Consider the following 23,151-nt stretch of genomic DNA (forward strand, 5'->3'; position numbering starts at 1 on the left):
GTTGGCGCTGTCCCAGCCAGGCTCCTTTCCTCTCCCTCCGCGGGCAGGCAAGGGGCAGCGCAAGCTTTCGCGGTTGGCTCGATATCAGGAACCGGTCGCCCGCACTCTTGCCTCACCCGCCCCCACGCGGCATAGATCGGCCATGACAAGCGAACCTTACCGCCCGCGCCGCTCAGTGCTTTACGTCCCCGCCTCCAACGACAAGGCGCTGGCCAAGATCGCAACGCTTGCCTGCGATGCCGTGATCATCGACCTCGAAGACGCCGTCGCGCCCTCAGACAAGATCGCCGCGCGGGACAGATTGGCCGGCATTTTCGCCAGCCGACCGAAACGCCGCTGCGAAATGATCGTGCGCGTCAACGCGCTGTCCAGCGAATGGGGCAACGATGACCTGCTGGCCGCGGCGAAATTCGTTCCCGACGGCATCCTGTTGTCCAAGGTCGCCACGCCTCGTGACATCCTCGAAGTCGGCGACGTGCTCGACGATAATTTTGCCCCCGACAGCGTCAAGCTCTGGGCGATGATCGAGACGCCCAAGGCCATTCTCAACATCGGCGCCATTGCCGAACTCGGCCGCGACCCGGCCTCGCGCCTAGTTTGTTTCGTTGCCGGAACGAACGATCTGGTCAAGGAAACCGGCATTCTGGCGACGCCCGACCGCCGCTATCTTGTGCCCTGGCTGATGCAGATGGTGCTGGCGGCGCGGGCCGGCAGCATCGACATGCTCGACGGCGTCTCCAACGATTTTCGCGACCTCGACGCGTTTGCGCGCGAATGCACGGAAGCCGCTGCCATGGGGTTCGATGGCAAGACGCTGATCCACCCCGCCCAGATCGAAACCACCAACCGCGCCTTTGCCCCCGCGCCCGAAGCCCTTGCCGAGGCGCATGCGGTGAAAGAGGCTTTCGCCTTGCCCGAAAATGCCGGCAAGGGCGTGATTGCGCTGGATGGCAGGATGGTCGAACGGCTGCACCTGGCGCAAGCCGAAAAACTGCTGGCGAAGGCCGCCGCCATCGGCGCATGATTGCCTAAGCCGGCTTCGGAATATCCCGCCCTACAAGACAGAACTTGCGACAGGACCTGACCCATGAGACTCTACCGCTTTCTGTCCGCCCCCGATGATTCCACCTTCTGTCACAAGGTAACCGCGGCGCTGAACAAGGGCTGGCATTTGTACGGCTCGCCGACCTACGCCTATGACAAGAAGACCAAATCGATGCGCTGCGGCCAGTCGGTGGTGAAGGATATCGACGGCCAGGAATACGGGCCGGATACCAAGCTGAGCGACTGGTAGCTTTGCCAGGCACCGACGCAGGCTGTGTCGAGATTCAGGTCAGGCCGAGCCGAGAACGGCGGTTTCCGAGAACCGGAGCGGAGCGTACTTGAAGTACGCGAGCACCGGAAGCGCAGGAAGCTGCCGTTCGCAGGCCGGCTTCACCTGAATATCGCACAGCCTTACTCCGCCGCCTCTTCGAGCTTCTCCATATCGTCGTCCGACAGGCCGAAATGGTGACCGATCTCGTGGATCAGCACATGGGTGACGATGTCGCCCAGCGTCTCTTCGTTCTCGGCCCAGTAGTCGAGGATGGCGCGGCGGTAGAGGGTGATGCGGTTCGGGCCTTCGCCGGTCTGCGGGTTCCAGCGCTCGGCGATGCCGCGGCCCTCGAACAGGCCGAGCAGGTCGAACGGCGTCTCCAGCGACAGATCGTCCATGATCTCGTCGGTCGGGAATTCGGCGATCATGATGACGATCTCGCCGGTCAGCTTGCGAAAATCGTCCGGCAGATGTGCGTACGCCTCCAGCGCCAGAAACTCGATCTCCTCGATCGAAGGCGAGAGTTCATCGTGCCAGGTGCGGGTCTTGTAGATGCGGGCCATGCTTTGTCCTTTGATCCGGCATATAGGCTTTCCCTCCGGACTCGGCAAATGGACGGGTACCTGGCCAATGACTGTTTCTTTGCGCCGAATGGCTGCGACCAAAGTCCAAGGTTGGCCTCGCCACCTTTGATCAAGGAATAAATTCCTTCTGACTCCGCTTGACTCTTCCGGCACCCTCTGGAATCTATAAGAACATAACAGGAACAATTATGAGAGAAATTGACCGTCATGGCGACATCAGCCGTGGCGCGGGAGACTGTTTTTGCCCTGCGCCGCCAGATCGCGAAGATCGAGGGAACGCTGCCCGAGCGCCTGGCCGCGCCGGCCGGCGAGCGACCTCGTGCGCGCGCTGACAGCGCTATCGGCGGTGCGCCCGAACCTAATGCCGATGTCACCATCATCCGGCGCGGGCTTGCCGTGGCTTCGCCGAATGCTTTCCTGGCGACCGGCGTCGAGCACCTCGATGCGGCGCTGAGCGGCGGCCTGCCGAAAGCCGCCTTGAGCGAAATCCATGGCCTTGAGACCCGCAATGCCGGGGCCGTCGCCGGCTTTGTGCTGTCGCTGGTCAGCCTGATCCTCAAGGGCCAGCCCTTGCCCGTGCTGTGGATCGGCACATCGGAGATTTTTCGCGAGGCCGGCTTTCCCTATGCCAGGGGATTGCAGGGCATGTTCGGTATCGCACCGGAGCAGTTGCTGTTTTCCGAGGCGCCGAAACTCACCGATGCGCTGTGGGTAGCCGAGGAGGCCGCCAAGATGACGGCGCTCGCCGCAATCATTCTCGAGATCCGTGGCAGCCCGCAGCGGCTCGACCTCACCGCGACGCGCCGGCTGCACGCGCGCGCCCAAAACGCCGGCCGGCCGGTGTTCCTGCTGCGCCAGGCCGGCGAAGCCGAGCCGACCGCCGCCCCGGTGCGCCTCATCGTGTCGGCTGCACCAGCGAAATCGCGCCGGACGATCGCCGGGCCGCTTGCCGGCTCGATCGGCCACCCTGCCTTCACCGTCAGCATCGGCAAGAGCCGCACCGCTCTGCCTGGACAATTCACACTGGAGTGGAACCCCGATGAACACGCATTCGAAGAAAGAAAGCCCCGCGAAAAACGGGCAGAGAATTCTGTCGCTGTGGTTCCCGCATCTGGCGGCAGAACGGATCCTGCGCCAGCGCCTGGGACGGTCGTGGCGTTCCCGGCCTTCGGATCATCTGCCGCCATCTCACCCACCGCTCGTGATCAGCCATCGCGACCGCAACGCCCAGCGCATATCGGCCCTCGACGAGCGGGCTGAGGCGCTGCATCTGAAGCCTGGCATGGGCATTGCCGATGCGCGCGCCATGCATCCCTCGATCGACATCGTCGAGGCCGATCCGGACGCCGATCGCCGGCTGCTCGAAGGCCTCGCCGACTGGTGCGATCGCTATACGCCGCTGGTGGCGCTCGACGGTACTGATGGCCTTTATCTCGACGTCACCGGCTGCACGCATCTGTTCGGCGGCGAGCGCGCCATGCTGGACGACATCCTTGCGCGGTTTTTCCAGCAGGGTTTCGATGTCCGCGCCGGGTTGGCCGCGACGCCGGGTGCAGCCTGGGCGGCGGCGCGCTTCTGCGGCAACCGCATCGTTGTCTCCGGCGAGGAGGAAGCGCTGCTCGCCCCCTTGCCGCTGGCGGCACTGCGCATCGAGGCCGATATCCGCGCCAGCTTGGAAAGCGTCGGCCTGTGGACCGCCGGCGCGGTCATGGCAGCGCCGCGCGCGCCGCTCGCCCGTCGCTTCGGCGCGACCTTGCTGTTGCGGCTCGACCAGGCGCTCGGCCGTCTCGACGAGGCGGTATCGCCGCGCCTGCCCGTGGCCCCGCTTTCGGTCGAACGCCACCTGGCCGAGCCGGTCGTGCTGACCGCCGAGATCGAACGGCTGGTGCTCTTGCTGGCGGTGACGCTGAAGGCCGATCTCGAACGCCGCGGCGAGGGCGCAAGGATGCTGGCGCTGCTTTTGTTTCGCGTCGACGGCGCCGTCAGCCGCATCGCTGTCGGTACCTCGCGACCGTTGCGCGAACCCAAGCTTATCCAGCGCCTGTTCCATGAGCGGCTGGCCGCGCTCGAACAGGACATCGATGCCGGCTACGGCTTCGACCTGGTGCGGCTTTCGGTGCTGGCGGCCGCCGGCTTCGACATGCAGCAGGCCGATTTGACCGGCGAGACCGAGGATGACGGCGCCGACATGGCACTCTTTGCCGACCGCATCCGCGCCAGGCTCGGCGACAGTGCGGTGCTGAAACCGGTCGCCCTCGAGAGCCATCTGCCGGAGCGCGCCATCGCCACCATCCCGTTCTCGGAAGCGCCACAACGCAAAACACCGCTCAGGAAGCCGGGCTCGAAAGACGCGCCGCGCGCAACCATCTTCCCGCCGGAACGGCCGATCCGGCTGTTCCGTTCGCCCGAGCCGATCGAGGTGCCGGCCACCGAAATGCCTGAGGGTCCGCCGATGAATTTCCGCTGGCGCCGCGCCCTCTACCGGGTCGCGCGCGCCGAGGGGCCGGAACGCATCGCGCCGGAATGGTGGCGTGAAACGTCAAGCGATCCGCTCACATCGACGCGTGACTATTTCCGGATCGAGGATGCCGACGGCCGCCGCTACTGGCTCTACCGGCAAGGCCTCTATGGCAACCCGCAGGTGCCGCCGCGCTGGTTCATGCATGGGGTCTTCGCATGAACGCGCTGACCGTCATCCCCTATGCGGAATTCGGCATCCAGTCGAACTTCTCCTTCCTGCGCGGCGCCTCCAAGCCGGAGGAGCTGGTGGTGGCGGCCAAATTCCTCGGCTTTTCCTCGATCGGACTGGCAGACCGCAACACGGTGGCCGGCGTCGTGCGCGCCTGGCAGCAGGCCAAGGTCGAGAAGCTCGCCTATCACCCCGGTTGCCGCCTGGTGTTCGGCGACGGCACGCCGGACATTCTCGCCTATCCGCAGAACCGCAAGGGCTGGGGCCATCTCTGCCGCATGCTGACGCAAGCCAATTTGCGCGATGAAAACGAGAAGGGCGCGACCCTTCTCCAGCGCAGCGACCTGCTCGAATGGGGCGACCTGCTGTCGCTGGCGGTGCTGCCGGATCTCTCGGCGAATGCCGACGATCCCCTGGCATTGGTCCGTCAACTGAAAGACCGTTTCGGCGCTAATTTGCGGCTAGGCATGGCGCCGGATTATCGCGGCAATGACCGTTTCCGCATCGAGCAGGCGGCGGGCATGGCGGACATCGCCGGCGTGCCGCTGATGGCGACCAACGACGTGCTTTATCACAGCGCCGAGCGCCGCTCGCTGCAAGATGTGCTCACCGCCATCCGCCTCAATTTGCCGGTCGCCGAGGTCGGGCTGGAGCTGACGGCCAACGCCGAGCGCCATCTGAAGCCGCCGCTGGAAATGGCCCGTCTCTTCCGCCGCCATCCACCGGCGCTGGCCGAGACGCTGCGCTTTGCCGGCGAACTGACCTTCTCGCTCAGCGACCTCCAGTACAATTATCCCGACGAGCCGACGCAATCAGGGCTTGGGCCGCAGGCCGAGCTAGAGCGTCTGGCCAGGGAGGGGGCCGCCACGCGCTATCCGGCGGGCGTCCCCGCTTCCGTCTTGCAGCGCATCAGTGAGGAGCTCGCTCTGATCGAGCGTCTGAATTATGCGCGCTATTTCCTGACCGTTTACGACATCGTCCAGTTCGCCCGCAATGAGGGCATTCTGTGCCAGGGCAGAGGCTCGGCCGCCAACTCGATCGTCTGCTACTGCATCGGCATCACCGAGGTCGGCCCCGAGCGCATCGACACGTTGTTCGAGCGCTTCATTTCCGAGGAGCGCAACGAGCCGCCCGACATCGACGTCGATTTCGAGCATGAGCGGCGTGAGGAGGTGATCCAGTACATCTACTCCAAATACAGCGCCAAGCGCACCGCGCTGGCTGCCGCCGTCATCAGCTATCGCGGCCGCTCGGCGCTGCGCGAGGTGGCCAAGGCCATGGGCCTATCGGACGATGTCCGCATTGCGCTCTCCAGTTCGATCTGGGGCTGGTCGACCTCGGAGCTCGGCGAGAAGGAGGCGCATGCCGGCGGCCTCGACCGCAACGAGACCTCGACCCGTCACGTGATCGCCCACGCCAACGAGATCATGGGCTTTCCCCGGCATCTGTCGCAGCATGTCGGCGGCTTCGTCATTACCCGCGACCGGCTCGACGAGATCGTCCCCATCGTCAAGACGGCGATGGAGGCGCGCAAGATGGTCGAGTGGGATAAGGACGATCTCGACGCGGTGAAGATCCTGAAGGTGGATATTCTGGCGCTTGGCATGCTGACCTGCCTGAAGCGCGCCTTCACCTTGCTCACCGACCATTATCCGAAGGCCCGGGATGATTACGGCCGACCCTATGTGCTGGCCACCCTGCCGCCGGAAGAGAACGACGTGTACGACATGATCTGCCGCGCCGACACGCTCGGCGTCTTCCAGATCGAATCGCGCGCGCAGATGTCGATGCTGCCGCGTCTACGCCCGCGCGAATTCTACGACCTGGTCATCGAGGTGGCGATCGTGCGGCCCGGCCCGATCCAGGGCGACATGGTGCACCCCTATCTGCGCCGTCGGCAGGGCAAGGAAGCGGCTGAATATCAAAAGCCAGAGCTGGAGGCTATTCTCAAGAAGACACTCGGCGTGCCGCTGTTTCAGGAACAGGCGATGAATATTGCAATCGTCGCCGGTGGTTTCAAACCCGGCGAAGCCGACGAACTACGCCGCGCCATGGCCACCTTCAAGCGCACCGGCACCATCGGCAATTACCGCCAGCGCATGATCGACGGCATGGTCGGCAAGGGATACACCAAAGACTTCGCCGAGCGCTGCTTCAAGCAGATCGAAGGCTTCGGCGAATACGGCTTTCCCGAAAGCCACGCCGCCTCCTTCGCTTTGCTCGTCTATGCCTCCTGCTGGTTCAAGACCTTTTATCCCGACGTGTTCTGCGCCGCGATCCTGAATTCGCAGCCGATGGGGTTTTACCAGCCGGCCCAGCTGGTGCGCGACGCGCGCGACCATGGCGTCGATATCCGCGACGTCGACGTCAATTTTTCCGACTGGGACTGCACCCTGGAGAAAGCCCAATTCGATCCGGGCCGCATCCTGGGGCGCCATGCCGAAATGCGCGGTGTCATCAAGACCCGGTACGCCGTCCGGCTTGGCTTCCGTCAGATCAAGGGCTTGGCCGAGAAGCGTATGGAAGCTTTCACCGCGCGGCGCGGCGCCGGCTATACAAGCGTCAGGGATGTGTGGCTGCGCTCGGGCCTCGATGTCGGCGAAATCGAAAGACTGGCGCAGGCTGACGCCTTCCGCTCGCTCGGCCTCGACCGTCGTGAAGCCTTGTGGGCGGTGCGCGCGCTGGATGGCAAGAGCGCCGCCGAACGGCTGCCGCTGTTCGACCAGCCGGCGATCCGGCTGCGCGAACTCGAGCCCGAGACAAAACTGCCGACAATGCCGCTCGGCGAGCACGTCATCCACGACTACCGCGCGCTCGGCCTGTCGCTGAAGGCGCATCCGGTCGCCTTCCTGCGCGAGCGGCTCGACCGCGCCGGCGTCATTCCCAATGCCAATCTCGGCTCGGTGCGCGACGGCAGGCGGGTCTCGGTCGCCGGCCTGGTGCTGGTGCGGCAGCGGCCCGGCAAGGGCAATGCGATCTTCCTGACGCTGGAAGACGACAAGGCCGTCGCCAACGTCATTTTCTGGGAGCGGACCTTTACCCGTTTCCGGCCCATCGTCATGGGCGCGCGCTTCGTCAAGGTCACCGGCAAGCTGCAGTCGGAATCCGACGTCATCCACATCGTCGCCGAGAAGATCGAGGATTTGACGCCGTGGCTGACGGTGCTGCTGGAAGAGATGACGCCGGCTGCCCGGCCCGACATTGCCACCCTCTCGGACAAAGCTGAAAGGGTCATGCCCAAGGGGCGGAATTTTCAGTAGGCAAGTGCAGGGCGGTCGGGAGCCCATGACATTAATGCCGGCAAGGGCAGAGGGGGGCGCGAAGGATCGCCAACAGAATGGCTTCTTAGGCTGAGGTCCGTTTGAACCACCCCTGGCCCTTCAGCCCGGCCCACCCAATCGCGGCGGCGACAGCACGTCTTCCGCCGAAATAGTCCGCGCCTCCGAGGGCAGCATGATCGGGATGCCGTCGCGCACGGGATAAGCGAGCTTGGCAAGCCGCGAGATCAACTCGCCGCGCACCGGGTCCCAGGCCAGCGGCCCCTTGGTCAGCGGGCAGGCCAGCAGCTCCAGCAATTTTGGATCGACATTGACCGACTTGCCGTCACGCCCATCCGCAGCCATTGGATCCCCCTTCAGCCATCGGCTCAGCCCTTATTGCAGGCTGGAGCCAAAGTCCTCATTCTCGCGCGCCAGCGCCATTTCGGTGATCGCGATCAGCGTCTCCGCGCGGGCTTTCAGGTCGGGCGCCTCCAGCAGCGCCTGTTTCTCGGCCGGTCCGTAGGGCGCCATCATCGACAGCGCATTGACCAGCATGGTGTTCTCGGCGCGGCTGACGCTTTCCCAATCGGCTTCGAGATCGTTGGCCTGCAGATAAGCGCGAAACGCTTTCAACAGCGCCGGCCGGTCGACCTCGCTTGCCGCCTGGTCTTCGGCAAGATCGGTGAGGAACGGCGCCAGCTTGCATTTCCGGAAAGGCGTCTTCACCGGCAATTCGCTGGTGATGCGGAAACGGCAGACGCCCTGCAGCGAAACCAGATAGCGGCCGTCGCCGCTCTCGGCCATCGAGATGATGCGCCCGGCGCAGCCGACATTGCACAGTTCCGGCTCCCCGTCGGCGCGCAACGCGCCATTGAGGCTGGGCTGGACGATGCCGATCAGCCGCGCGCCGGCGATCGCCTCATCCACCATCTGCAGGTAGCGCGGCTCGAAGATGTTGAGCGGCATGCGCCCGCCCGGCAGCAGCAGCGCGCCGGCAAGCGGAAACACCGGAATGGTTGCCGGCAGATCCTTGCCGACCCGGTAAAATGCGTTTCCGACCTGCACCTTCACTCCTCCGACCCGCTTCGGGCGCGATGTTATCGGCCTAATCTGGCGCGGCGGCCGCCGACCGCAAGGCCCGACAGCCACGCCCCGGCAATTTGGCCGGCAAACGGCTCAGGAAAACAGCAGCGACGACAATTTGCGCCGTGCCGCCAGCGTCGCCTCGTCGGTCATGCCCCAGGCCTCGAACAGTTTCAGCAGCTGCGCCCTGGCGCCGTCCTCGTTCCACGTCCGGTCGGCTTTTATAATCGCCAGAAGATTGTCGGCCGCCGCATGGCGCTCGCCCTTGGCGTTCTGGATCATGGCGAGGTCGAAACGCGCCTGGTGGTCGCCGGGATTGGCGGCCAGTCGCTGCTCGAATTCAGCTGGATTGCCAAGTGCTGCCGCTTCCGCAGCCAGCGTCATCTTGGCACGCAGCGCGGCAAGTGCCGGCGCATTTTTCTTGGCCTCCGGCGCCGTTGCCAGCAGCGCCTCGGCGCCGTCGCTGTCGCCGGCCTCGAACAGAAGCTCGCCCAGCCCGGCAATCGCCTCGATCGTCTCCGGCGCTTGCGCCAGGATGGCGTCGTAAATGTCGGCTGCGGTCTGCGCATCGCCCGCCGCATGCGCTTCCGCCGCCGCGGCCAGTGCTTCGGCCACCGGCGGCGCACCATTGCCCTTGCCGCCGACCTTGGTGATGAACTCGGCGATCTGGCTCTCGGGGATGGCGCCCATGAAGCCGTCGACAGGCTGGCCGTCCTTGAAGGCGATGACCGCCGGGATCGATTGGATGCCGAGCTGGCCGGCGATCGAGGGATGATCGTCAATGTTCATTTTGACCAGCTTGACCTTGCCGCCGGCGGCCTTGACCGCCTTTTCCAGAAGCGGCGTGAGCTGCTTGCAGGGCCCGCACCACGGCGCCCAGAAATCGACCAGTACCGGCTGTTTGCGCGATTCCTGGATGACGTCGGCGGCGAAAGTGGCGGTCGTGGTGTCCTTGATCAGCTCGCCAGCGGCAGGTGCTGCGCCGGGTGTCGGGCCAAGTGCCGACTTGGCCGGCTCGGCGCCGCCATATTGCACGGACGTGGTGTACTGGCCAGAATTGCCGCCGAATTGGCCGCCAAACGGATTGTTGTTGTCGCTCATGTCGTCGCCCTTCCGATCGCGCCCAGCGGAGCAGCGCGACGTCCTTAACTAGAGGTCAGTTTTCGCCATCCATGTGGCGATCAAGCCGAGACTTTCAAGATAGCAGCATCATGTCCGGTTGCCTCGACGAATCTGATGAGGTCGGCGGACGCGATCGACGTCGTCGCCTCATTGGTCAGCGGATGCGCGTTGACTGTCGCATGTGCTATCAAATCCTGGTCGAGCACCACTTTGACCCGTCTTTCGGTGTCGTTGATCAGCCCGAACACGGTGACCGCGCCCGGAATGACACCGAGCAGCTCCATCAGCATCTCCGGCTTGCCGAACGACACCCGGCCGGCGGCGCCGATCATCGTGTGGATCTGCTTCAGGTCGACGACCGCCTCCTCGCCGACGCTGACCAGGAAGAAATTGTCCTTCTTGTCCTTGAGAAACAGATTTTTCGTGTGCCCGCCCGGTATCTCGCCGCGCAGCGACTGCGAATCGGCCACCGTATAGAGCGGCGGATGGCGCACGGTCGACACTGATATGCCGAGATCGGCAAGAAAGGCGAAAAGCTCGGCTTCGGTCTTCGGCATTGGTGGTCTTCCCCTGTATCGGCGCGCGGCAAAGCCGTTTACGGCCAATGATGCCGCCGAGACAAGACCGTCATGCGGGAAGTCGATGAACCACCCGCGTGGCCGACAAGGTTCCGCCAAGCGATTTGGCGCGACCAAAAAGCCCGTCATTTCCCTGTTGCAATCGCCGCGCTCTTCAGCCATATAGGCCCGGCTTGCGGCCAAAGGGCCGTGTGAGCGGGTGTAGCTCAGGGGTAGAGCACAACCTTGCCAAGGTTGGGGTCGAGCGTTCGAATCGCTTCACCCGCTCCAAATCTTCTTTAGATTTGAAAAGCTTAAAGGGCCCGGGTAACCGGGCCTTTTTGCTGTCTGGGGCTGGGGAGTGTTGGGGGGAGCGCTCTTCAACATAATTCACGCGAGGTGGTTATCGCCGACGGCAAGCGGGGAACGCGATGTGTTGGCCCAGCGACGACCTAAGCTCGCTGATCGAAACCGCTTCGTGTTGAATAGCGGCCGACTAGTTCTACCCACTCAAACCGGACATGCGACACATACGGTTTCGTTGAATGACCTGCATATTCGCTCCGTTCCGGTCGATGACAATTTGGACCAGGGGGGCAATAGTGCATCCAGTTCCGGTTCGCCTAAACTGCCGATACGCGAACAATGCCGTATAAGACCTGTTAGCTGCGGCAGCAGTCGATGGAACCTGGGAGGGACTGCCAATGGCGAGAGTTGGAGGCATTACCGGTGTCGAATCGGTTTTGTTGGCTCAGCGCAAATACGCAGACTCGAAACACAGGGAAAGCCAAATAGGCCTGACAATACCCGAGGCCTTTGTTCGCGGCATCCGACATATCGGCTATCGCAGCAATGTCGACGCTATCGCTGAACTAATCGACAATTCCATCCAGGCCTATTCACAGCGTGTCGACCTCGTTTTTGGCTACGAAGAGGGCGGCTCACTCAAAAAACCTTCACAGGTAGCGGTCATCGACGATGGGCACGGAATGGCGCCCGAAATGCTCAGGCTCGCGATGATGTGGGGCGGGACCCACCGTGAGAATGATCGCACTGGTCTTGGCCGCTACGGTTATGGCTTGCCGTGTTCAGCGGTCAGCATGGGGCGACGTTTCACTATCGCCTCCAAGGTGTCCGCGGGCCAACTCTTCGCTGTTACGCTGGATCTCGATGCCCTAGATGCTGGGAAATATCGCAATTCCGGAGGAGATGTTGCGCTTCCATCTCCTCTACGAGCAAGGCTCCCGGCCTTCATCCACGAGCACCTAAGACGCACTTTCCCTCAGGGATGGCATTCCGGGACAATTGTCCTCATCGAGAAACTCGACCGGCTTGATTGGGCCACAACGCTGGGGATGCGAACCAACCTTATCCGACATTTCGGAGTGACTTACCACAAGTTGACCAACGGGACTTCGATTCATGTTGACGGTCATCGCGTTCCTCCAATTGATCCTCTGTTCCTGACCCCCGGATGCGAGTTGCACTCGCTAGACGAAGATCGGGCACAACCGCTCGATCGGATTGATATCAAGGTCCGAAATCTTGCCGCAGCCAACCAGGAAGGCTGGATTTCTCTTCGTTATGCGTGGCTTCCGCCGACCTTTGGCGCGGTCGACAAGACACGCGACGCTGTGGGGCTCAACGCGAACGCCCGCTTTCCAATCCTCAAGGACTATCACGGGTTAATCTTCAGTCGGAATGGGCGGATCATCGACGTTCAGTCTCGCGCGCCCTGGACGCTGTTCATTAATAACGATCGTTACATCCGTGTTGAGGTGGAATTCTCCGCTTCGCTCGATGAGATGTTCGGCGTCACGACGTCCAAGCAGCAGGTTTCCGTGTCCTCTGCTGTTTGGGATGCACTCCGCCAGGCCGGCTTGCCAAAAGCGATCGAACAACTCCGCGGGAAAGTTCGATCGGCAAAACTGGAAGGACGCAGTGTTGACGGTCCGCCGGTGGATCCGACGAGCCCGGAGGAGCCAACCAAGCCACCGGTTCTAGTGCGGAACCGTCGACCTGGGCGGGCGCTTGCACTGTTCACCCGAGATACCGCCAGCCTTGTCCTCAGTCCCAGCGACAGGCATCCGCTTTTCAACGGGACGGCTTCAACAATCGAGACCGCTCAGGCGCTTCGGGCGCTCGTGGGCCACATTGTCGATCGCGCAAGTTCGTCAGGAGGCCGCCATCGATCCGATTATGAGTGCCTGCTTGACGATTGGTCAGATGGGTTGGGATTCGCGCTCACTCCCATCACAAAGGCGCCTCAAATAGCAGGCAGCGCAGATGATACGCGCTAGGCGCACTAGCGCATGGCGCGCATTTTTGGCATGAGCGGAGTGGACAGCGAAGCGACTCATGGCAAAGGGGATTCGAACGGAATGTCGGAGCGCAAGGATAGTATTGCTCCAGGTCGATTCCGCGCCTTCTCTCCCTTCCTAGCGCCCGATGAGCGCAAGGAACTCTATTCGCTCCTCAAGTTAGGCGAAGGTACTCCATCGAGCTTTGCCGATGCACTTAGATCACTTGCTCGCCGCTACATCGACGATGGTCTTAGTGCGAAGCTCCGGACAATTTGCCTCCTAATGGCGGACTTGTTCGAGCAGGGATGGCGAATTGCCATCGATGAAAGCCAAATCCTCTTTGAACCCCCTGGCATTGCGCGGACTGACGGGCAGACGGTCGAAGACGTCAAAGCTCGGGTCAGGGCAGCGTTGCAGAGCGCTCGACAGCGGCAACTCAGGGAGCCACCGGTCGCGGCCTTCCTTCGGCGCATGGAACGGCGGACGGCCCGGCCTCCCGGCGTTAGAAGCTCGATCCTCGATTTGGTAGATAATGGCGCCGATCTCGCCATGGAGTTGCGGCGCGTATCGGAACGACCCGAAGCCGAACGAAGCGAAGCGCTTGCCAACGTCGTCGATCCTGTCGTCGAAATTTGCCAGTCTGGCGCCAAGTGCAGCGATACCGGTCTACCACTGATCGATATCTGGCGGTACTTCCGCCATACTTGGGCACACGAGTATCGCCCCGTCCCCGGTCGACAACTCCTTATCCTTGTCCGCAATGCAGCACGTCGAAATCGCCCTGTCATTGGCATCGCCATGCTGGCGAGCCCGGTGATGCGAGTAACAGTTCGAGACAAGTGGATAGGATGGTTGCGAGAAGAGTCCGAGACACGGCTACGCGCTGGCAACTGGGAACCACCGGTGTTCGCGGCGGCGTTGCTCGCCCGTCTCGAGGAATCGATCGCTGCCGTTCGATGGGACGATCTCGCGACCGCCGTCGAGATTGCCGAGCCAGCCGAAAGCACGGTTCTTCGACTTGAGCAGAAAGCATCGGGCGCTGCTTTCGCGCGTGAGTTGCAACTCCGTGCGCATTACGAGATTCAGCGGGAGGCGGGCGACAAAATCAGGCCAATGCGCGGAGCGTTGAAACACGTTACGCAAGACGCTGATTGGCTTGGAGCATCACAAGATCTTCTATTCGTTCGCAAACGCGCCGAACTCCTGTCGCAACTTCTCTTCGCGAAACAGATGTTCCGAGCCGCCGGCCTAAAAAGTGATCCATCCGCTGCGCTCGAACAGTTACTTGCGGCACGCAGTGGGCAGCGCGCCATCGATATTGTGCTCACGGAATTCCGGAAAGCCGGCCTCTCAAGCCGTGTTGCCGATGTCAGCGTTTGCGGCGCTATCCATCCTTACAACGAAATCCTCGGTGGAAAGCTTGTGGCGCTGCTGCTCGCGTCGCGCGAGGTTCATGAGGCCTATTCCGATCGTTATGGTTCGCAGATCAGCGTAATCGCATCACAGATGGCAGGCCGTCCGATCTTGAAGCCTGCAGACCTTCGCATACTCACGACGACGAGCCTCTATGGCATCGGGTCGAGTCAATACAATCGACTTTCGCTAAAAGCGGCCGATCATCCGGGGATTCGCGCGAATGTGTGTTGGAGGGCGATCGGCAAGAGCCTTACCGGCGGGTTCGGCACGCTCCATCTCGGCTCTGAAACTGCCCAGGCGCTTCGCCTAATGGCGCAGACCCGACACGTATCCCGACGCGTCAACAATCGGTTTGGCGAGGGTACGAGCCCGCGCCTGCGGGAAATCCGGGAGGGCTTGGACGCGCTGGGCGTGGCCAGCGACTCCATTCTCAACCACGCAACGCCCCGCCTCTTCTACGCATGTGAACTCGGAACCAACTCTCGCGAAGCGCTCTTCGGCATGGAGGCAGCGAATTTCCGTCCTGAAACAACAGCGGCGATTGGCGAGGCCTGGCGGCGGCGCTGGCTCGCCGGCCGATCGCAACGCGAGAAGACGCTCGAAACCATGGCTGATCTCGGACCGGCCAGTGTGCAAGCTAGTCTCCGTCCAGCGAATATTGTTCTATGGGAGCAAGGTTGATTTGGCAGAAGGAGCGCGGGAGCTCGCCAACATTTGTTGCTGGTTTTCGGGTGTATTCTATCGGTCTCATGCAGTTTGCTTTCAAAGCACTCTTAAAACCTACAAATTAGAATCAATAGTCAAAATACGGTGCCACATGGAAAAGTTTACCGGACAGTAGTCACAACTTTGCGGCAGTGTTAACGTGTCCAGAAGCTCCGATGTCGCTGGAGCTGAAATAAAAAGAATATGGGGGGATTGGGTGCGGACCGAGATTGCCGACATGCGCGAGGCGCTTGCCTCCTACATTGAAGCGACTTACCACCTGTCGCACCCCAAACTTGTCAGCCTGCGCCACCGCCTTCTGATGGAAGGTGGGATTGCACAAACTCCTTACATCGAAAGTACGCCGACATATGTCGGGGATCGTGCATTCTCTACTCTCAATCTCCCCCAAGACATTCGGGACTTCCTGACCGACCTGGCGTCAAAAGACTCTGGGCAACTTCTCTTCAACCCTCCTTACGAGCATCAGGCGCAGGCTCTTGAAGCAACGATGCGCGACGACTCCGGCGGGACGGGCATTGTCGTTACCACCGGTACCGGGTCGGGCAAGACCGAGAGTTTCCTTCTGCCAATACTGGCGCGGCTAGCTGACGAGGCCGCTCATCGGCCTGATCGTTTCGCAACCCGTGCGGTCCGCGCGCTGCTGCTCTATCCGATGAACGCACTGGTCAATGATCAACTCGGCCGCCTGCGAACGTTGTTTGGCTCGTCTGCAGTTCGGGGGTGGTTCACGTCTTCGGCCGGACGGCCAGCCAAGTTCGGTCGCTATACAGGGCGAACGCTTTATCCAGGCCTTCGCAACGGCAAGCGTGATCAGGCTCGGCTCAAAACGCTTGAATACTATCTAAAGATCGAAGACAGCGCGCGTGCGGGGAACGAGGGGGACCAGAAGCTTGTTCGCACACTCAGCGGCAAGGGCCGCTGGCCCTCCAAGCCCGACAGCGCCGTCGGCGCATTTGACGGCCTACGCGATTGGTACGGCAATGCCGGCCAACACTGGTCGGATGCCAACGGCGATCCGCTGCGCGCCAACGAACGGGCTGAGGATCCTGAACTGCTGACCCGGCACGAAATCCAGGAAGCCAGCCCCGACCTACTCGTCACCAACTACTCAATGCTCGAGTATATGCTGCTCCGCCCGATCGAACGCGAGATATTCACAGACACCCGCGGTTTCTTCGAAGCGCACCCGGACGAGAAGTTCTTCCTGATCTTGGACGAGTCGCACCTTTACCGAGGCGCCAACGGCACGGAGGTCGCCTATCTAATCCGCAGGTTGCTGGATCGGCTTGGTCTTCCAGTAGACCGGGTCGTGTTCATCGCCACCAGCGCTTCTTTCACGAACCCCGAGGCGGCCAAGGTGTTCGTTGCCAAGCTGACCGGCCTCACGCCGGCTTCCGTGACGACGCTCGTGGGCGAGAAGCGCGCGGTCACGCCCGCAGGGCCGGGGCCGGCCGACCTCGCTAACGCGTTTGCCGCGGTCCCGCTCAAAGCACTCCAATCGTCCGTGCTCGGTGAACGGTCGGCGGTGCTCACACCTATCGCAAAGCTCGCGCCCAATGCAGTAGGCGCCCCCGTCACGCTCCGGCGGATGGACAGCGGTGCGAAGGAAATTATCGCCAGCGTCCACGGTCTTGATCCCATAGGGGATCGTATCGAGGAACAAGTGCTCGTGCCCCCCGGCGGCAGCGCCCAAACGGAGCAGCCTTTCCTCGTCGTTGACGGCGTCTCATGCTCGGATGGCACCGTTGCGGTACGCCGGCACTATGATCTTGGCACTGCGACGCCGGAGAGATTCTCGCCGGCTAGCGACGATCTGCCTGCTGCCCTAAATGAATTGCTTGACGGGCTCCCGGTGATAGGCCGGTTGCGCAACATAACGTCAGGAGCCGTGTCGCCTTCCGATCCAGTTAAGGCCGAAGGTGCCGCTTGGGCGTTTTCCGACCTGCCACCGGTACTATTCCCGAATTCGTCTGGTCCGATCGCCGTAGCGGCGGTCGATGCGTTGCTCGAACTCGCCTCGCTCGCCAAGCCGAGCCCCAATGACCCGCCAATCTTGCCCGCCCGCATTCACATGCTCTTTCGTGGGCTTCCCGGCCTGTGGGCGTGCGTGAACCCAGATTGCAATCAAGTCGCAGAAGATGAGCGCGGCGGCCCGACTGGAAGGATCTATGCGGAGCCGCGCCAGAACTGTGACTGCGGCAGCCAAGTCTATGAGCTTCACAGCTGCCGCTCATGCGGGCTCGCGGTGGCGCGGGCGAGCATAGGAGCGCCCGCTGGCACCGAACATCTCTGGCAGGACAATGGTCGCGCCTATGCCGGCGAAACGGGACTAATCGAGCCGGTCCATGTCTGCTTGGAAGACCCGATGCCGCAGACCGCGAACATGGTGCGCGCCAACTATCTGGATCTGAGGTCGGGCCGTATAGACGGCGCGGGGCAGTTTGCGCGTGAGGTATGGCTGCCGCCGAAACTCGGCCCCAAGCAACTCTTCGACAATTGTCCCCGTTGCGATGCGCCATGCGGCGATGGCCAGTTGAATGGCATCTCGGATTTGCAGACCAAGGGAGACCAACCCTTCCAGGAATTGATCTCGGTCCAGGTGCTTGAGCAGCCGCCCCGTCCGCAAATCCAGACGGCGCTCCAGGGTCGTAAGGCGCTGGTCTTCTCTGACGGACGACAAACAGCCTCGAGGTTAGCCGGCACGCTGAAAACTTTTTCGTTCCGAGATAGTCTGCGGCCGCTGCTGTTAGCCGGCATGGCTTCGCTCAAGCACCCCACTTACAAAGCTTCGCTCGACGATGCGCCGCTAGCAGTCGCGCTAGGCGCCGCCAAGCATCAGGTTCGATTGCGCCCTATCGGAGATGATGGTGGCCGCATGGATTGGGCCGGCAAGGAGGCGCTAAGGCTTGTCAACGACGTTGATGCGGAGAGCCAAGATTTCAGCGGGCTCACCGGCCAGACTTCCGAGCATCACACGCCGCTTTCAGTCTTTAAAAGTATCTACTCGGTGCTCCAAGACAATCATACCGGTCTCTCCCCTCTCGCGCTGGCGACGCTCAGGCCCAAGCTCACAAAAACTGACCAACGGAAGCTCAGCGAAGGGCTGAAGCTTCCGACCATTCCGGGGTTGGGTGATGACGAGGTGCGCACGGCACTCGTCGAACTCTGGTTATGGCAGGCGACGCGCAAGCATGCGATCAAACTTCAGCACACGGACCAGACGCTTGTAGGTGCTCACGGCTCGTCGACCATCCGCGAGTGGAACGGCAAGTTCTCGCGAAAGATTGCGAAGATTCTTGAAGACCGTGGTCTGAAGGTCTGGCTGAAGGGCGACTATCTCGAAACCTGTGAGCCCACGCTACGCGAAGTGTTCGCATCGGGAGCGACCGGTACTTATTTCATCCAAGCGGGGAAGGTCGCCCTCGAAATCAGCGACAAGACCGAGTGGATCCGTTGCGAGCGTTGTACCGCAGTCTCCCCCCGGAATCCTCTGCTGGGCGACAGATGCGGCTATTGCACCGGGACTGCCAAGCTCATCGATCCGGCCAACGATGCGGTGTTCCGTAGCCGGAAGGCTTTCTACCGGCGGCTTTGGGAGAGGCTGACAGACGAGAACGACGCCTATGCTCCGCACCAACTCGTGGCCGAAGAGCATTCGGCAGCCCTGAACGACAGCGGCCAGGCAAACGCAATGTCGCGGAACGAAGCCTATGAACTACGGTTTCAAGACATTCCTATCGAACAGGACGGTCAGACGAGTTCGCCCATCGACATCCTGAGTTGCACCACCACGATGGAGGTCGGTATCGATATAGGCGGCTTGACTGCGGTCTCGCTTCGTAACGTGCCACCGGGCCGCGCCAACTACCAACAGCGCGCCGGTCGTGCCGGCCGCCGCGGCGCCGGTCTTTCGACCGTGGTCATGTTCTGCGGCGCGGATAGCCACGACCAGAGCTTCTTTCGAGATCCGGCGCCGATCGTCGCCGGGCCGGCGCCCGACCCAATCCTCAATCTCAATAATCCTGTGATCGCCAAACGTCAGGCCTTCGCCTACCTGATCGGGCGTTTCCAACAGGACCGGATCGACACGGTGGGTGCGAGTTCGGACGTATTCTCCTCGCTCGGCGGGGTTACTGCTTTTTTGACTGGCGCCAGGGATGTTTTTTCACTCGTGGGTTTCACGCAATGGATAGCCGATCATCGCGGTGGGCTGCGCGCTGATCTTGACCGGTTGTTCACGGCGTCGTGCCGGACCCTCGATGCGAACGAGTTGCTCAATAGTTTCCCGAACGCGCTCGAAAAGGCCCTGACGCAAGTGCCGGAGGCCGCGCCGCCTCCCAAGATGGCCTCCGTCGCCGAAAGTGACAACGACACTGAAAATGAGGGCATGGAGGACAGTGCCGACGAGGACCATAGGGTCAATGACAACGGCAAGCTCCTCGATCGGCTGTTTGATGCTGGTTTGCTTCCCAAGTACGCCTTCCCGACCGATGTAGCGACATTTAGCGTGTTCGAAGATGGAACGGACCCTTGGAATCCGAAACGGCGCTACTCGCCTCAGCAAGGCTTGAATGCCGCGCTCAGTCAATATGCGCCGGGGCGCGAAGTCTGGGTCGATGGCAAGCGCTATCTATCGCTCGGGCTTTACTCCGAACGCGATGAGGAGCGCGTCGAAGCCTATCGTAACAGGCAACTCTACTTCCAGTGCCGGGTTTGCAACTACGCCGATCTGCTCGAATGGGATAAGGGCCATACCGAGCAGACCCGTGACTGCCCCGCGTGCAGCGGTCGGGCTACGCTGGGACCAGGACGACGCTGGGTGCGCCCAACCGGATTCTCGCACCCGCCAAGCGTCGCCGCCAATCCGCCCGATTTCGAACCTGGCATGCCCTTGCGGCCGACCCGTGCGACCCTTGATGCGCTCCAATTCGCGCCCTCCGCGCACATAGGAGGTGAGCGCTGGTCGATCGGAACCGGATGGGAGGGTTGGAGCGACAGCAAGACTCTGGTCGTAACCAATCGGGGCTCGCTCAGCGCGGCAAAGCCTGGTTTCAATTATTGTACGCAGTGCGGGCGCATTGAGCCGGCTGAATTCGATCAAACCTTGCGTCAACTCGGCAGTGGCCAGCCCCACAATCGTCCGCGGCCCAATCGTCCCAAGGAGCCAGATCAGTGCAGCGGGCAGGTCGCAAAGATCGTCCTCGGCAACGAGTTCGACACCGACGTCGCCGTGTTTCGCCTGGCACTACCGAGGGCTTGGCAACTTAACCCTGACCGGCCGTCGACAACGATCGCCGCGCGTTCGGCGGTCGAGGCGCTAAGACGTGCTGCTTGTAAGCTCGATGATCTCGAGCCAAATGATATTGACGGCGATTTCCGCTTCGCGCCGAGCGATGGCACCAGCCAATTCATCGATCTTTACCTTTATGATCAGGCAACTGGCGGGGCCGGCTTCGTCAAGGCAGCTGCACGCGATCCGCAGCGTCTAGTCAACGTTGCGCTTGACCTTCTCGATCAATGCAATTGCGATGATAGTTGTTACCAATGCCTGCGCTCGTACAAGAACCGCTATGAACATGCGCTGTTCGACCGGCGAATCGGCGCCGACTTGCTGCGTGCCTGCTTCAAGGGGAAGCCTCTCGGGATCGAGCCGGCGCGCGAGGATTATGCACTCGACCGGCTCTGTAATGATCTGATCGAAAGCGGTGCGAAGGTTACGCGAGCCGATGGCGGTTTGATCGATGCCGACGGCCAGGTCATTTGCTTGTCGCACCCGTTCCTGGAAACTGAGCCTTGCTCGCCGCGAGCACGAGCGCTTGCAGAGGGGAAGGACACGATCGCCGTCGATATCCTCCTAGTGTTGCGCGCGCTGCCAATAGCGTCGAATGTTGCTCTGTCGGTGCCGAACGTCGATCCAACCGTCGGTCTCAAGGCGGATCCCGATGGTGTACCTGAAGTGACGCCGGCCATGGTTGTTGCCGGTGACCTGGCGCCAGTTGGCGCTGTGCCACGCTTCACCGTAGCGGGTGCCGAACCTGGTGACATCCTGTTCAGGCTCAACGCCAACACGCTCAGCGGCAAAAATGGCGACGGCGCAGGTGGCGAGGTGGCCAAAGGGACAATGTGCCTGTTCCGTCCGATCAGCGGGGAGCCGAGCAGTAAGGATGTTTATCTGGTCCGCCGGACCGACGGTAAGGCATTTGGCGCGACCAGCGATAGCTGGACAGTCGGTATCCCGCAGCCGGTGAGCAATGGAGGCGGCGTGCGCGTGCGTTACCGCGCATCATCCAAATATGATCTGGAATGTCCAAGCGAACTGATCATGGCGCCGGACGCGGTCGAGCCGATCGCGTTGTTTGTGAGGGCGCTCAACTGATGGCGCAGTTCATCCCTTCGATAGATCCCGACACGATGGAACATGGCTCGGAAGCCGACATCGCGCGAGTAATGCAGACGAGCCTCGGCACTGGCTATATCGTCATGCACTCGCTGCCATGGGTGAATCCCGCACGCGACGATATTGGCGAGCCGGCGCGTGAGGGCGAGGCCGACTTCCTCGTCCTTCACCGGCAATACGGTCTGCTCATTCTAGAGGTGAAAGGCGGCGAGATCACACTCAAGGGCCGGCAATGGTATCGGCATGTAAAAGCGGGACTCAATGAGATTAAGGATCCGGTGCGCCAGGCGCGGGGCAGTCTAAGGACGCTCAAGAAGCGGATCGAGCATATCTGCGGCAAGGCGACTTCCGACCAGACATGGATCTCGGTCGCAGTAGCCTTTCCGCATTGCCTGTTCAAGGACTATCCCCCTGCCGACCTACCCGCTGAGGCGGTCATCACCATGGACGACCTTGATGATATCGAGACTGCAATCCTACGAGCCTTCAAAGCGGGCGGTGGGGGAAAAAAAGAACTGTCGGTCCAGCAGTTCGATGCGGTCCGCCGCGCGCTTGCGCCCGAATTTCGCGTCTACGAGCCGCTTCGGATCAGTGTCGACGCGACCGCCGAGACGCTAGCACGCCTTACGAGCCAACAACTGCGGGTACTCCGCGGATTTGACGCCAATCCGCGGGCGATCATCGAAGGTGTCGCAGGATCAGGAAAGACGCTGCTCGCCATACAGCGCGCACGTTCCTTCGCCGCAAAATACTCTTCAGTGCTCTTTAGCTGCTTCAATGCTGAACTCGCCAAATGGGTGCGCGAGGAGATGGCGGACGATCTCGTCGAGAATGGCGGCAAGATCATCGTCGCCCACTTTCACCGCCTCGCCGCCGATCTATGCAGACAGGCAGGGGTTGACTTCACGGTGAACACCCAGGATCCCGCGCGTTGGTGGGATGAAATTGCGTCCGACCGGCTAGCTGAGGCTGCCATGGAACTTTATCCCGACGGCCAGCCCTTTGCCGCGATCGTCATCGATGAAGCGCAGGATTTTTCACCCAGTTGGTGGGATGCGCTTGAATATCTCAGGGATAGTAAAGGTCCGATCTGGGCCTTCCTCGACAAGGCGCAGAGTTTGCGGCGCGATCCCATTGAGCCTCCGATCGATGGCGCCTTCCGCTTCGCGCTCGATGTGAATTGCCGCAACACCCGCCGGATCGTTGCCTGCGCCAACGTCGCCACTAGAATTGCGAGCGAATCCTTCGAACTGGCTCCGCTCGGGCGTCCGCCCAAAATGATCGTCCCGCAGAACCCCTCTGCAATCAGTGGATTGGTCCAGCAGGAGGTTCGTTCTCTTCTGAAGGAGCATCGACTCGAGCCACGCCAGATCGCAATCATCGGGCCCGCGAGCAAGGCCAAGGGACCGCTCGCCAACGTCGCCGCGATAGACGGCGTGCCGCTCGTGGAGGAGGCCGGCCAATGGCGCGAGGGCAAGGGTGTGCTGTGCAGCACCGCGCGAAGCTTTAAAGGGCTTGAGGCCGACGTGGTCATCCTCTGTGATTTCGCCGGGCTCGGCACGCTGTTCACGGTGAGTGACCTCTATGTCGCACTAACCCGCGCCCGTTCGCACCTTGTAATCGTCACCCGTGACCGCGCTGCCAAAGAAAGCCTAGATGGTGCGCTGGCAGCGGCCGTCGCGGTGGGTTCCTAAAA

General features: G+C 61.9%; 14 protein-coding genes and 1 tRNA gene. 10 read left to right on the forward strand and 5 right to left on the reverse strand.

What is annotated here, in order from left to right; genetic code table 11:
- Positions 1-142: 142 nt before the first annotated feature.
- Positions 143-1,024, forward strand: coding sequence for an HpcH/HpaI aldolase/citrate lyase family protein (locus tag NLY37_RS22590; RefSeq protein ID WP_023742079.1), 882 nt, complete (start codon positions 143-145; stop codon positions 1,022-1,024).
- A 63-nt stretch (positions 1,025-1,087) separates the two neighbouring features.
- Positions 1,088-1,294 (forward strand): DUF1737 domain-containing protein, encoded by a 207-nt coding sequence (locus NLY37_RS22595; protein WP_023699283.1) that lies wholly within the window; start codon positions 1,088-1,090, stop codon positions 1,292-1,294.
- A 161-nt stretch (positions 1,295-1,455) separates the two neighbouring features.
- Here the strand turns inward: NLY37_RS22595 and NLY37_RS22600 are convergent, their stop codons facing one another.
- A complete protein-coding gene (locus NLY37_RS22600; RefSeq protein ID WP_023673918.1) occupies positions 1,456-1,878 on the reverse strand; it encodes a metallopeptidase family protein in 423 nt (140 codons plus the stop codon).
- 228 nt (positions 1,879-2,106) lie between these two features.
- On the opposite strand from NLY37_RS22600, the gene NLY37_RS22605 reads away from it, so the two are divergent.
- The 3 genes from NLY37_RS22605 to NLY37_RS22615 are packed head-to-tail and all read left to right on the forward strand — an operon-like array spanning position 2,107 to position 7,848.
- Positions 2,107-3,159, forward strand: coding sequence for an ImuA family protein (locus tag NLY37_RS22605; RefSeq protein ID WP_023694564.1), 1,053 nt, complete (start codon positions 2,107-2,109; stop codon positions 3,157-3,159).
- Positions 3,101-4,579: a DUF6504 family protein gene (locus tag NLY37_RS22610; RefSeq protein WP_023742078.1), complete on the forward strand. Its 1,479-nt coding sequence runs from the start codon at positions 3,101-3,103 to the stop codon at positions 4,577-4,579. The genes NLY37_RS22605 and NLY37_RS22610 overlap by 59 nt, the downstream gene beginning before the upstream one ends.
- Positions 4,576-7,848 (forward strand): error-prone DNA polymerase, encoded by a 3,273-nt coding sequence (locus NLY37_RS22615; RefSeq protein ID WP_023672121.1) that lies wholly within the window; start codon positions 4,576-4,578, stop codon positions 7,846-7,848. The genes NLY37_RS22610 and NLY37_RS22615 overlap by 4 nt, the downstream gene beginning before the upstream one ends.
- A 120-nt stretch (positions 7,849-7,968) precedes the next feature.
- Here the strand turns inward: NLY37_RS22615 and NLY37_RS22620 are convergent, their stop codons facing one another.
- The 4 genes from NLY37_RS22620 to NLY37_RS22635 all read right to left on the reverse strand — a co-directional run bounded on the left by NLY37_RS22620 (position 7,969) and on the right by NLY37_RS22635 (position 10,610).
- Positions 7,969-8,211, reverse strand: a complete 243-nt coding sequence (locus NLY37_RS22620; protein ID WP_023672122.1) for a Trm112 family protein — start codon at positions 8,209-8,211, stop codon at positions 7,969-7,971.
- A gap of 30 nt (positions 8,212-8,241) precedes the next feature.
- Positions 8,242-8,913 (reverse strand): LON peptidase substrate-binding domain-containing protein, encoded by a 672-nt coding sequence (locus NLY37_RS22625; RefSeq protein WP_023672123.1) that lies wholly within the window; start codon positions 8,911-8,913, stop codon positions 8,242-8,244.
- A gap of 111 nt (positions 8,914-9,024) precedes the next feature.
- Positions 9,025-10,032: a thioredoxin gene (trxA, locus tag NLY37_RS22630; RefSeq protein WP_023672124.1), complete on the reverse strand. Its 1,008-nt coding sequence runs from the start codon at positions 10,030-10,032 to the stop codon at positions 9,025-9,027.
- An 80-nt stretch (positions 10,033-10,112) separates the two neighbouring features.
- Positions 10,113-10,610 (reverse strand): prolyl-tRNA synthetase associated domain-containing protein, encoded by a 498-nt coding sequence (locus NLY37_RS22635; protein ID WP_023672125.1) that lies wholly within the window; start codon positions 10,608-10,610, stop codon positions 10,113-10,115.
- A gap of 216 nt (positions 10,611-10,826) precedes the next feature.
- On the opposite strand from NLY37_RS22635, the gene NLY37_RS22640 reads away from it, so the two are divergent.
- From NLY37_RS22640 to NLY37_RS22660, 5 genes are all read left to right on the forward strand, one after another.
- Positions 10,827-10,901, forward strand: a tRNA-Gly gene (locus NLY37_RS22640).
- Between the two features lie 413 nt (positions 10,902-11,314).
- The gene (locus NLY37_RS22645) at positions 11,315-12,910 is read left to right on the forward strand and encodes an ATP-binding protein (RefSeq protein ID WP_084558979.1); all 1,596 of its coding nucleotides are present in this window, start codon (positions 11,315-11,317) and stop codon (positions 12,908-12,910) included.
- A gap of 12 nt (positions 12,911-12,922) precedes the next feature.
- On the forward strand, positions 12,923-15,010 hold the full coding sequence (locus tag NLY37_RS22650) for a Druantia anti-phage system protein DruA (protein ID WP_245270970.1): 2,088 nt from the start codon (positions 12,923-12,925) through the stop codon (positions 15,008-15,010).
- Positions 15,011-15,251: 241 nt separating this feature from the next.
- Positions 15,252-21,434, forward strand: a complete 6,183-nt coding sequence (locus tag NLY37_RS22655) for a DEAD/DEAH box helicase family protein (protein WP_031246249.1) — start codon at positions 15,252-15,254, stop codon at positions 21,432-21,434.
- Positions 21,434-23,149 carry an NERD domain-containing protein gene (locus tag NLY37_RS22660; protein WP_023742074.1) on the forward strand — a complete coding sequence of 572 codons (1,716 nt, stop codon included), beginning with the start codon at positions 21,434-21,436 and terminating at the stop codon, positions 23,147-23,149. The genes NLY37_RS22655 and NLY37_RS22660 overlap by 1 nt, the downstream gene beginning before the upstream one ends.
- The last annotated feature ends 2 nt before the right edge of the window (positions 23,150-23,151 follow it).

Origin of the sequence: Mesorhizobium sp. C395A (assembly GCF_030323205.1) — a bacterium.
Classification (GTDB): domain Bacteria; phylum Pseudomonadota; class Alphaproteobacteria; order Rhizobiales; family Rhizobiaceae; genus Mesorhizobium.